Annotated in this window: 15 protein-coding genes; 6 read left to right on the plus strand and 9 right to left on the minus strand. The window is 32.2% G+C overall.

All coding sequences use genetic code 11. The annotated features are described in order from the left end of the window. Window positions 1-14: 14 nt before the first annotated feature. From R6X41_RS18870 to R6X41_RS18910, 9 genes are all read right to left on the minus strand, one after another. Window positions 15-215 (minus strand): YgaP family membrane protein, encoded by a 201-nt coding sequence (locus R6X41_RS18870; protein WP_318501914.1) that lies wholly within the window; start codon window positions 213-215, stop codon window positions 15-17. 153 nt (window positions 216-368) lie between these two features. Continuing rightward, complete coding sequence (locus tag R6X41_RS18875; RefSeq protein WP_318501915.1) at window positions 369-1,043, minus strand: ABC transporter ATP-binding protein; 675 nt, start codon at window positions 1,041-1,043, stop codon at window positions 369-371. A gap of 1 nt (window position 1,044) precedes the next feature. Beyond that, on the minus strand, window positions 1,045-2,307 hold the full coding sequence (locus tag R6X41_RS18880; protein WP_318501928.1) for an ABC transporter permease: 1,263 nt from the start codon (window positions 2,305-2,307) through the stop codon (window positions 1,045-1,047). Continuing rightward, window positions 2,304-3,386 (minus strand): efflux RND transporter periplasmic adaptor subunit, encoded by a 1,083-nt coding sequence (locus R6X41_RS18885; protein ID WP_318501916.1) that lies wholly within the window; start codon window positions 3,384-3,386, stop codon window positions 2,304-2,306. Before R6X41_RS18885 ends, R6X41_RS18880 begins: the two co-directional genes overlap by 4 nt. 112 nt (window positions 3,387-3,498) lie before the next feature. Further along, window positions 3,499-3,795, minus strand: a complete 297-nt coding sequence (gene trxA / locus R6X41_RS18890; protein ID WP_318501917.1) for a thioredoxin — start codon at window positions 3,793-3,795, stop codon at window positions 3,499-3,501. A gap of 74 nt (window positions 3,796-3,869) precedes the next feature. Beyond that, window positions 3,870-4,220, minus strand: coding sequence for a hypothetical protein (locus tag R6X41_RS18895; RefSeq protein ID WP_318501918.1), 351 nt, complete (start codon window positions 4,218-4,220; stop codon window positions 3,870-3,872). Window positions 4,221-4,276: 56 nt separating this feature from the next. Beyond that, a complete protein-coding gene (locus tag R6X41_RS18900) occupies window positions 4,277-4,684 on the minus strand; it encodes a hypothetical protein (RefSeq protein WP_318501919.1) in 408 nt (135 codons plus the stop codon). A 16-nt stretch (window positions 4,685-4,700) separates the two neighbouring features. Beyond that, on the minus strand, window positions 4,701-5,474 hold the full coding sequence (locus R6X41_RS18905) for an RNA polymerase sigma factor (protein ID WP_318501920.1): 774 nt from the start codon (window positions 5,472-5,474) through the stop codon (window positions 4,701-4,703). Between the two features lie 248 nt (window positions 5,475-5,722). Then, window positions 5,723-7,108 (minus strand): MBL fold metallo-hydrolase, encoded by a 1,386-nt coding sequence (locus R6X41_RS18910; protein ID WP_318501921.1) that lies wholly within the window; start codon window positions 7,106-7,108, stop codon window positions 5,723-5,725. 261 nt (window positions 7,109-7,369) lie between these two features. On the opposite strand from R6X41_RS18910, the gene R6X41_RS18915 reads away from it, so the two are divergent. From R6X41_RS18915 to R6X41_RS18940, 6 genes are all read left to right on the plus strand, one after another. After that, window positions 7,370-7,630 (plus strand): heavy-metal-associated domain-containing protein, encoded by a 261-nt coding sequence (locus tag R6X41_RS18915; RefSeq protein WP_318501922.1) that lies wholly within the window; start codon window positions 7,370-7,372, stop codon window positions 7,628-7,630. 93 nt (window positions 7,631-7,723) lie between these two features. Next, a complete protein-coding gene (locus R6X41_RS18920) occupies window positions 7,724-8,413 on the plus strand; it encodes a 2,3-bisphosphoglycerate-dependent phosphoglycerate mutase (RefSeq protein ID WP_318501923.1) in 690 nt (229 codons plus the stop codon). 121 nt (window positions 8,414-8,534) lie between these two features. Then, on the plus strand, window positions 8,535-9,629 hold the full coding sequence (gene glk, locus R6X41_RS18925) for a glucokinase (protein WP_318501924.1): 1,095 nt from the start codon (window positions 8,535-8,537) through the stop codon (window positions 9,627-9,629). A gap of 54 nt (window positions 9,630-9,683) precedes the next feature. After that, window positions 9,684-9,989 carry a hypothetical protein gene (locus R6X41_RS18930; RefSeq protein ID WP_318501925.1) on the plus strand — a complete coding sequence of 102 codons (306 nt, stop codon included), beginning with the start codon at window positions 9,684-9,686 and terminating at the stop codon, window positions 9,987-9,989. Further along, the gene (locus R6X41_RS18935; RefSeq protein WP_318501926.1) at window positions 9,938-10,528 is read left to right on the plus strand and encodes a DUF4010 domain-containing protein; all 591 of its coding nucleotides are present in this window, start codon (window positions 9,938-9,940) and stop codon (window positions 10,526-10,528) included. Before R6X41_RS18930 ends, R6X41_RS18935 begins: the two co-directional genes overlap by 52 nt. After that, window positions 10,528-10,866 carry a DUF4010 domain-containing protein gene (locus R6X41_RS18940; RefSeq protein WP_318501929.1) on the plus strand — a complete coding sequence of 113 codons (339 nt, stop codon included), beginning with the start codon at window positions 10,528-10,530 and terminating at the stop codon, window positions 10,864-10,866. The genes R6X41_RS18935 and R6X41_RS18940 overlap by 1 nt, the downstream gene beginning before the upstream one ends. The last annotated feature ends 93 nt before the right edge of the window (window positions 10,867-10,959 follow it).

Genomic DNA, 10,959 nt, shown 5'->3' on the forward strand with positions numbered 1-10,959 from the left:
CGATTTGCTATTTGTTATAGTGAACACGTATTAATTCCAAATAACTTATATAATGGACAAAAACTCACTAAACTAGTTAAGACAAATATTCCTGCTAGTACTAATAAAATGATTCCCAAAGTTCCGGAGACAATACTAGATGAGTAGAGGACTACAATAATAGCTGCGATTATGAACCTTATAATACGATCAGCCTTTCCCATATTTGTTTTCATGATCTTTAATTTTATTAAATATAACAGCAATAAATGGAATTTAAAATGATATATGTCATCCCAACAATGACATTTGATAGTTTTGACTTAAATTGTGAAAAAATCGTCTTTAAATTCGAATTTCAGAGCGTTTTGGTATGATGTTGATTGATATTAATTTATAATCCTACCATCTTCCATAGTTATAATGCGATCGGTGCGTTTTGCAAAATCTTCATCGTGAGTAACGATTAATAAAGATAAGCCTTGCTCTTGGCTTAACTGTTTAAAAATATTGAAAACATTGTCGGAATTATGACTGTCTAAATTTCCTGTAGGTTCATCTCCCATAATTATAGAAGGGTTATTAATTAAGGCTCTTGCTATGGCAATACGTTGCTTTTCTCCTCCCGAAACTTGTGAGGCTTTTTTTTGAGCAAGATGCTTAATGTTTAACATGTCGAGCTTTTCTAGAGCGTCGAGTTCAATTTCTTGAAGGGTTTTTTCTGCTAGCTTTTTTGCTGGTAACATGACATTTTCTAGAACAGAAAATTCCGCTAATAAATAGTGAAACTGAAAAACAAAACCAATATGTTTATTACGGATGTAAGATAATTTATCTCTGTTTTGCCCAGTTATAAGTTCATTATTTAAATATAATTCACCTTCGTAATCTGTATCCATAGTCGATAGAATATAGAGTAGTGTTGATTTTCCGCAACCAGATTTTCCTACAATAGAAACAAATTCACCTGCATTTATTCCAAAATTTATGTCTTTGAGAACCTGAAATTTAACAGGTTTCCTAAAGTATTTGTCTATATGTTTTGCTTCTAGGATTGCTGTCATCTTATTGTCCTCTTATAATGGTTACAGGATCTATTTTTTTTGCTTTTTTGGAAGGGAGATAGCCAGATAGAAAGGTAGATATCATGGCAAATGTGAATCCAATTATAAAATACATGGGGTCAATGTCTACAGGATAGGTTTTTATTCTTGGTAGGGCGGCAGTTTCAAAAGGAATAGTACTGATAAAAAGTGCTAATCCATAGCCCACAAGGAGCCCTAAAATACCACCAACAAAACCAATAATCATAGCTTGACTCATAAAAATATATTGCACATCCTTACCGGAAAAACCTATGGCTTTCAAAATAGCGATGTCGTTCATTTTTTCGTAAATAAGCATGTTAAGAATGTTATAAATTCCAAAACCTGCGACAATAAGTAATGTAATAGAGACCGCGTAGGTGATGAGGTTTCTAATATTTGTACCGGTTTCAAATTGTGCATTGGCCGTTTTTATATCTACAGCGGTTAAATTGAATTGGTTCTCAATCCGTTTAGATAGTGGCAGCGCCAAATCAATGTCTTTTAATTTAACATTGATGTCTGTGATGTAATTTTCGGCTTCACCAAGTATACGTTGCACTGTTTTTAAATTGGCGAAACTTTGCACCGCATCGACATCTGCAACGCCACTCTGATAAAGACCTACTATTTTTAAAGGAAATACATCTCCATTTATAGTGCTTACCTGAACCCGATCGCCAATTGAGAGCGACATCTTTTCGGCAAGGCCACTTCCTATTAAAATACCGTTATCTGTAATGTCTAAGGTTTCAGGGGAACCTGCGATAATATAATCTCTCAAGTTGAATAAATTAGCTTCTTCAATAGCATTAATTCCTGTTAAGTAGCCTCCAATTTCAATAGAGCCCGCAATATAGAATATCGATGTTTTTATTTGCGGAAGTGCGCCTCTAACATTGTCATTTTCTTTTAAATAGCTGATGATTGGTAGCGCATTATGAATTTTTTGTTGAATGAGTTTCGGCTTTATGGAATGAATAACATGGAAACTATTGTCAAGCTCATCAAACAATGAAAGTGGCTGTTTTTTTGAAGGTTCAATCTCATTATAAATATGAATGTGAGGAGTTTGGTTTAAAATTAAATCATCTAACATAGTGTTTAAACCGGTCATAAAAGAAACTAAAGTGATATAAGATGCAATACCAAAAGTGACACCCAAAGCGGCAATAGATGTTTGCTTTAATTTTGTAATTAAATGCGTTTTTGAAATATTAAGAATGACTTTCCAATTCATCAGTCCTTAGATTTATAGATCCAACGGCTTTCATTTAAACCTTCTGTGATTTCAATATATTCCATGTTTTGCAAACCTGTTTTAACCGTAATAAGGCCGTCATCTGTTTTTACAGTATTACCGTTTATTAAGTACGCCTTTGGGATTGTTAATACATTTTCTTTTTTATCGATGATAATATTGGCTTCACCAGAAAGGCCAGGATATAAAACCTCAGGTTGCTGGTTAAATATAGCTTCTACAGTAAAGGTTTGATTACGCTCATCTTTTTTTGGATAAATTTTAGACACCTTTCCTGTGAATACATTTTGACTGTAAGCATCTAGAGTCACGACAACGGTTTGGTTTAAGGATAGTTTTACAATATCAACCTCATCGACCAACATATTAATTAAAAAAGAAGAGGCGCTACCAATAGAAGCCAAGGGCTCCATAGTGGTCACTATTTCTCCAGGTTCTTTGTACAATGCATACACTTTTCCATTGATTTTACTCTTTACAGTAAAATCTTTATTTGTAATTAAAGAGGTTTTTAAACTGTTGTTTGCTTGCTGAAGAGAGGTTTGTAATTCGTTTTTGGTCTGCCCATATTTATTATTTAATTGCTGAATATTTTTTTGAGACACTTCGTAATTCAGTTTTTTTATATCGTATTCTGCTTTCGAACCAATCTTCTGATTCCATAGATTCTCTTGCCGTTTAAAATTGACAGAATCATTTTTATATTTTAAAATCGCTGAAGCGATTTCATCCTGAATGCCATTTAAAACAGCGGTATCTCCTTTATAATTTTGTTTCGCAAGTTGTAAGGAGAGTTTTGCATTTTCAATGCTCACTTGAGGCACACTATTATTAATTTGAAGTAGTATTTGGTTTTTTAAAACAACATCTCCTTCCTCTACAAAACGCTCGTCTAAAATTCCAGAAACTATAGCATAGGCCTGATATAAACTATCGGGCTGAATGGTTACCGAAGCATATACAGATTCTGTTAGTGTTTTGTTTTCAGGATGTATTTTGTCTTCATTTTTATTACAAGACACTATTAGAACCAGTAGAATTATGTAAAAGAAAAACTTCATTTAATAAGGGGTGTTAATATTGCAACGTGATTTGCTTCAGTACAGATAAGCTCCTGTGAAATACAAAAAACAATAGCATAATCATTTAGATGTTCGGGATCCAAAATGTTTATTAGTGACTTTTTATAATATTAATAATGTCGTTTTTTTGAAGCACACCAGATTGTCGCCATAACTGTTTTCCTTCTTTGAACAGTAACATGGTAGGCACACCTTTTACTTGATATTGGGCAGCCAATGCCTGGTTTTTATCAATATCTATTTTAACGATTTTTACCCGATCTCCAAGTTCTTCTTTTACTTGTTTTAATATTGGTGCTAACATTTTACAAGGGCCACACCAATCAGCAAAAAAATCGACTAGTACAGGCGTGCTTGAATTTATTATGGTATTAAAGCTGCTTTTCATCTTCTAAATGTTTAATTGTTTTTTTAGTGCGTCGCTGAGTGTATTGGTCGTTACCAAAATAATGGTGTAGGTACTTATTCTTCAAAATGTTTTAAAACATTCACTTGCCATTCACCAACAATAGGAAGATTTACATCTGCATTTAGAAGTAATAATCCATACGCTAGTTTAGACAGTTTACAATCGCTAATAATTTCAGTATTCACTTGGGTAAAAACAGGCATAAAATGTTTCTTAATTTCTATGCCTGAAGATTTTCCAACCTTAATAGCTTTTAAAATCGCCTTTTTGATTTGTTTAGGAGATAAGCCTTTTTTTAACAAATCGCTTGCTAAATAAGTCATGTTTAAATTGTTATAAAATCGAAGAAAATTTTCTATAGAATCTATCGTTTCATACTCTTTTCTGTACAGTGTTATTTCCATAATGTGTGTTTTAAAATCAATTAAATTTAAGGTTGCAAACGCGTACTTCTTTAATGTTAAAGCTCTTTCGCGTAATCGAAGACTATTTTTTTAAATGAACGAAAATCACTTGAAAAGGTTGCCATTCTACCTTTAATTTCACGATGTTCTTCTCTGAAATTTCCGTCGGATAACCCTTTTTTTCCAAGTTCAATTCTTGAAAGTAAGCGTTCGTGTTTCAGGATTGATTCTTCTAAATCTTCAAAAAGATCTTTGTGAATTTTATCCAAGGTGGTTAGCATTTTTGCGAAGGTTTCTTGTTTTTCGTTTTGTGCTTTCTTATTGGTTAATAGTTCTTCGAAAAATCGAGTTTCATCTTTCCAGAACGCTATGGTATCTAACCATTCTTGACTTTCAAAATGTAATACGTCTAGACCTGCACCTAATAACAATTCGGTTTTAGGATTTAATGTTTTAGTTTTCATAATTTCTAATTCTAATTTATTTATTATCAATTAAATATCTATTCATAAAACTTGCACGAATATTTTTTCGTGCATATTGCATTAACTGATCGACGTCTTTTGAACTAATCATTTTAATTTTGGCGATTTCTACAATACTAAAATTGTAATTGCTAAATAAATCAAAAACAGATTGTACCTTTAGTGGTAATTTTCGGAGTACCATTTCTGTATGTTTCTGTGCTTCATCTTTTTTTAATGCTTTATCAATCGCTGTTATATATTTTTGTTCGTCGTCTTCAATGAATACTTTATTTAGGATATAATCATTTTTGTTATAAGACATATCGTCCAATTCATCAATCATTAACAAATCGCCTCCACCATCTGTACTAAATTTCTCTTCCATTTCATCCCATTCTGGTTTAGAATAGTCGTCAATATTTTTAAAAAAGTAATCATCGAATTCTTCTTCTACGATAACATCCTCAAGTAATTTGTCTGTTTTTTTAAATAGCCACAAATAAAAATATTCTGCATTTTTCACATCGTCAATATGATTATAAACTTCTATGAAAAGTTGATCGATAAAATCGTTTGCCTTGTATTTGTTTTTAGAGAAATGGCCTTTGTTTATGGCTGTAAGTAACCGACCATTAATATATTTCCTAATGCTTGGTAATATTTTTAAGATGAGTTTGTTAAACGCCTCTTGGTCTCCTGTTTTTCTTAGTTGAATAAGTTCAGGAAATGCTTCTGAAACGAATACGTGAAATTCACGCTGTTCGTAAAATCTGATCGTATTTTCCATCTGTTAATATGTCTTAAAACGTTTTTTATGAGTAATAAAGTTGCGTAATTACATTAGGATTTCAAATGATATATATCATTCGTATTCCGATTTTAACTAAATTTTATTGATATTTTTAAATACTGAATTGTGCCTCGTTTATAACTGTAATTATCTTATAATGAAGACTGAATTCCATGTAAAAGCCCTAACTTAATAAAATAGGTTAGGGCTTTTTGGTGCGTGTTTAAAGCGGAAATGCTCTTGTGCTACTTGTCGTTTTCAATGTTTGCGATGTCGTATAATTGTGGGATTTCACAAGTCCATCCATAGGTGTCTTCGATTCCTTTTTTTAAAGCTTCAGCGGCTTCTGTTTCACCATGAATAATGAATGTTTTCTCGGGTGTATTTTTAATAGCATCCAGCCAATCTAATAATTCTGTGTGATCGGCGTGTGCAGAGAGGCCTTCAATTTCTTCGACTTGCATATTAAATGGAATCCATTTACCATAAGATTTGAATTCTTTTTCACCTTCTAACAGTTTTCTTCCGCGTGTACCTTCTGCCTGATAACCAACAAATAATAGAGTGTTATCGGGGTTTGAAGCTTGAGTTTCTAAATAGCTTAAAATCCGTCCTCCAGTAAGCATTCCACTTCCGGCAATTACAATTTTCGGTTGTTTATCCTCACGTAACTGCATCGAATCATAGTAATCACTCACAATATTAAAATGAGAGCACATCTCTGAATATTCTTGATACTCCAACTTATGCCAATCTCTCGTGTTCTGAAATAATTCCAGCATATTGGTCGCCATAGGGCTATCTAGTATCATAGGAACATTAGGGATTTTATGGTCCTTAAATAAACGCCATAGAATAAGCATTACCAATTGTGCGCGTTCTACGGCAAAGCTTGGTATAAAAAGCATACCTCCACGATTAATAGTATCATTTACTAATTTTTCTATTTTGGGAATTGCTTCACTTTCTTCTGGATGAAACCGACCACCGTAAGTCGATTCAATAAAAAGGACATCTGCTTTCTTAGGTTTTAGTGGCGAAAATAAAAGCAAATCATTTTTTCTTCCAATATCACCAGAGAACACAAAACGTTTGCCGTTAATATCTAATTCTATAAAAGTAGATCCCAGAATATGACCATTGTATTGAAAACGTGCCTTGATACCATCAAAAAGAGGTACCCACTGTTCTGGGGGAACCCCTTTAAAATGTGGAATGGTGTTTTCAACATCTTTTAAATCATATAATGGTTTTGCAGGATTATGTTTCGAGTAGCCTTCTTTATTGGCACGTTTTGCATCCTGCTCCTGTATTTTGGCGCTATCGTTAAGAATTATTTTGGCAATATCTAGCGTTGGATTCGTACCATAAATAGTTTTATTAAATCCAGCTTTTACTAAGAGTGGTAAATAGCCAGTGTGATCCATATGACCGTGAGTTAAAAGTACAGCATCAATGCTTGCGATATCTACAGGTGGATAATTCCAGTTTAATAACCGAAGTTCTTTAACACCTTGAAATAAACCGCAATCAATTAATATTTTTTTATCTCCGGTATCTACCAAATATTTAGAGCCAGTAACAGTTCCAGATGCTCCTAGAAAATGAACTTTAATCGACTTGCTTTTCATGACTAAATTATTGTTTATGATTCGAATGTATAATCAAAATTTCTATTTATAAATGATATATATCATTTAGCTCAAATAGGTAGTTGTCTATCTTTAGATGCTAAACAGTAGTTTGTTAGCTCGAGTTAGAAGGTTTGATTGGTGTAAGTTATTTTAAGCAGATGTCTAAAAAAAGGGTTTGTGATTTTGTATAGTAAGTAGCAGTATTATTTTAATTATAAGTTATATAAATCTAGGGACTAATTATAAAAACATAAGGTTATGAACTTAATTTCAGAAAATATTATTCCAGGAAATCACGGGAAGATTTTTGGTACAGATGTCTTAAAAGATGAGCAAATGGAGCGGGTTAAAGTTCGGCTTCAAAAAATTGATGGTGTTAAAAGTGTGACACTAATTAAGGGCGTATTTCCTAAAGAATTTATTGTTTACACTTCCAAACTCATAAGTATTTCTACTATTCAAGATGAAGTAAATAATATGGGTCTTCATGCCATTCCAAAAGGATTATTTGAATTATAAAAGGCTTTTGCTTTTAGATCTATACTGATTAATATCATTTTGAATCTTTTGTCATTGTTTTACTTTTAACATACATATTTTATTAAGTATATAATGGGAAAATTAATTTTAGTAAGACACGGTAAAAGTCTTTGGAATGTAGAAAATGTTTTTACTGGATGGACAGACGTAGACCTTGCACCACAAGGTATAATAGAAGCTCAAAAAGCAGGCGAACTATTAAAGCAAAACAATATTGAAGTTTCTATATGTTTCTCTTCTTATTTAAAAAGAGCGATAAGAACCAATTGGATTATTTTGGAAGCCGCAGATTTAATGCATATTGACTGCCTTTATAGTTGGCGACTAAATGAAAGACATTATGGTGCATGGCAAGGACTAAATAAGGATGAGGTTAAGAAAGATGTTGGAGAAGAGCTTTTCTGGAATGTTAGACGAGGTTATGAGACTCCGCCAGCAACGCTAACTTTAGATGATAAGAGACATCCAAGATTCGATGATAAATACAAACATGTGAATCCTGATTATTTACCAGTAAGTGAATCTTTAAAAGATACACGTAAAAGAGTTGTGGAATACTTTTTTGAATGTATTGCACCTCAATTAGTACAAAATAAAACGGTTTTGGTTACCGCTCACGGAAATTCTATTAGAGCATTAATGGCACAAATAGATGAAATTCCAGCAGCAGAGGTTTCTAAAATTGAAGTACCAACAGGTGTTCCTTATGTATATGAGTTTGATGATAATCTTAATGTGCTTAATAAACACATCTTAAGTTAAATTGTTTATTAAGCAGAAAATTTATAAAATTTAAATAGTCGGCTTTCAAGATATAAACACTTTAAAAAAAAAGATTAAACATATTCATTGGAATATAAATATGAAATGATACCTAAAGAAAATGACTAAAGTTAATAGTATACCGTTATCATTACTAGAAGAAGTTCAAATTCCTATGGCCTTTATCAATACGAGTAAAATACCCAAAAAAGGGATTGTTTTGGCAGCAGATGTTGGCGGAACAAAAATACATCTAGCTCTTTTTGAAATAAAAGATGGACAGCTTTATCAATTAAAAGAAAAGAAATACCATACAAAAGATCACAATTCTTTTGTAGAGATGATTTATGATTTTTATACTAACAAAAGTCTTGTAATTAACAGTCTTTGTATAGGTGTTGCAGGACCCGTTGCCTATAATAAAGTTCATGGTGTGAATTTTCCATGGGAGATTAATGGAGATAAAATTGGAAAGGAATTACAAATAGATTTCGTAACCCTTATTAATGACATGGAAGCAAATGCTTATGGACTTGCTGCTCTTAAAGACACAGATTTTAAAACCATAAGAGAAGGTTCTGATGTGCCTGGTAATGCCGTTATTATATCTCCTGGAACTGGACTTGGAGAAGTCGGATTGTATTGGGATGGTTCCCATTACCACCCATTTGCTTCAGAAGGTGGTCATTGTGATTTTTGTCCACGTAATGCTCTTGAAATTGAATTGTGGGAGTACATGCATCAAATTTATAAACATGTAAGTTGGGAGCGTGTTTTATCAGGTCCTGGTATTTACGATATTTATAAATTCTTAATTCAGAAAAAAGGACAAATTGTCCCAGAGTATATTCAAGAAGAAATTTTAAAAGGTAATCCGGCGGCATTAATAACCCAGTCAGCTATTGAGGGTAAAGATGTAGTTTGTAAAGAAACATTTGATTTGTTTACCAGATTTCTGGCTATAGAATCTGCACAACTTGCACTTAAAATGAAAACCACAGGCGGCATATTTATTGGAGGAGGTATTGTTCCGAAAATAATTGAAGGCATAGATTTAACTGTTTTTAATAGAGGCTTTATACAGTCGGGTCGAATGGATGAATTACTAAAAATGGTACCGGTAAAAATAATATTAAATGAAAAAACAGCACTTTTAGGAGCCGCACTTTTTGGAGTATCCATGCTTGGAAAAGCAAAAAATAAGATTGAAATCTAGCTTAATAATATAGACAAAAGTTGATTAACTAAATCAAATTTAAACGATTTTAAAATGCTTGAAGAATTGTTACATAAAATTCCAGTTAACAATTCAAATTTTGCACTAACGGTGTTATTTGCCTTACTTATCGGTTTGGAGCAAAGAAGCCAGCGCAATACATTAAAATTTGAAAGCTTATTTGGAACGGATAGAACGTTTACGCTTATAGGGATATTGGGCTATATGCTTTACATTATAGAACCTAAAGAATTAACGCTATTTGCAGGAGGAGGAATTTGTATTACTACTGTGCTAATTACATATTATTGGGGAAAATTAAAGCGTATAAAACGTTTGGTGCCACATCTCTTATTTTAGCTTTTATTACGTATTGTTTGGCTCCATTAATATATTCGGAACCCGCTTGGTTAGTTATTTTAATAGTGGTTACCGTGTTGTGGATCAAAGAACTAAAGAGTGTGTTTTTTAAATTTTCGCAAAAATTTGACGACCAAGAATTTATTACGCTAGCTAAATTCTTAGTCATTATTGGTGTTATTTTACCTTTACTTCCAGATACGCTAATTTCTGAAGATATAAATATTTCGCCTTATAAGTTTTGGATGGCAATAGTTGCAGTTTCTGGTATTTCTTATTCTAGTTACTTGCTTAAAAAATTTGCGTTTCCGAAAGCGGGTATGTTACTTACAGGAATATTATACAGCAGTAGAGCGACTACATTTATTCTAACAAAACAAAGTAAAGAGAAAGGAAAGAATTCTGAAATGGCTTCTGCAATATTACTAGCTAAAACTATGATGTATTTACGGATCTTATTGCTTGCTTACTTTTTTAATAAAGATATCGCGGTAAAATTAGCACCTTCATTTATTGTGTTTATAATAGTTTCTGTTTAATAGTTCTTTATTTATTGAAGTTTAAAAAAGCTGTTTTGGTAAAGGATTATAATTTACAACTCACAAATAATAATAGTAACCCGTTAGAATTTAAAACAGCTTTAATTTTTTCCTCGCTTTTTATCTTTTTTGCTTTAGTTACGCATTATGTAACCAAAAATTACGGCGAAAGCGGTATCAAATTCTTATCCTTTTTTGTGGGGATTACCGATGTCGATCCGTTTATTATTAACTTATTTCAAAGCAAGTGGAATATCTCAAACTCAGTTTTAATCTCAGCTATAATTATAGCAACAACAAGTAATAATTTAAGACCGTTGCAAGGTCAAATCAATTGAATCTATTATTATATTGAATAACTGTTTGTAAATTAAGTTCTCAAGTCTTATTTTTAGGTTATGAAATTACAGAAAGCCTCAACCTTAGCGGAC

The organism is Formosa sejongensis, from assembly GCF_033447105.1.
Classification (GTDB): domain Bacteria; phylum Bacteroidota; class Bacteroidia; order Flavobacteriales; family Flavobacteriaceae; genus Formosa.